The sequence below is a fragment of the Leifsonia sp. SIMBA_070 genome (genome assembly GCF_046534635.1).
Classification (GTDB): Bacteria; Actinomycetota; Actinomycetes; order Actinomycetales; family Microbacteriaceae; genus Leifsonia.
Genome location: NZ_JAWRYK010000557.1, coordinates 1 through 256, shown reverse-complemented (window position 1 = coordinate 256; position 256 = coordinate 1). Strand labels below are relative to the sequence as shown.

1 pseudogene is annotated in these 256 nt (G+C 71.1%); it reads right to left on the bottom strand.

The window, feature by feature from the left end:
• A pseudogene (locus SB754_RS21435) lies at window positions 1-256 on the bottom strand (cysteine methyltransferase); the annotation flags it as partial.

The following is a 256-nucleotide window of genomic DNA, read 5'->3' as shown; positions in this document are numbered from 1 at the left end:
CGGCCAGGGCCGCCAGCGCCGAATAGCTGGCGGTGGATCCGTAACGGATGTCCGGGAGGCGCTCCACGATGACCCGCCGGAAGCCGGCGGTCAGCCGCAGGTCCAGGGGCAGGTCGAAGGCACGGCGGGTCCCGGCAAAATACTCCCCCACCTGATCGGCGGCGGCCTGAAGCCGGCCGGGGGCCTTCAAGATGCGCGGACTGATGCGTGCAGCCAGGTTGCCCAGCACCGCGTCGTGGTCCTCGCAGGCAAAGGC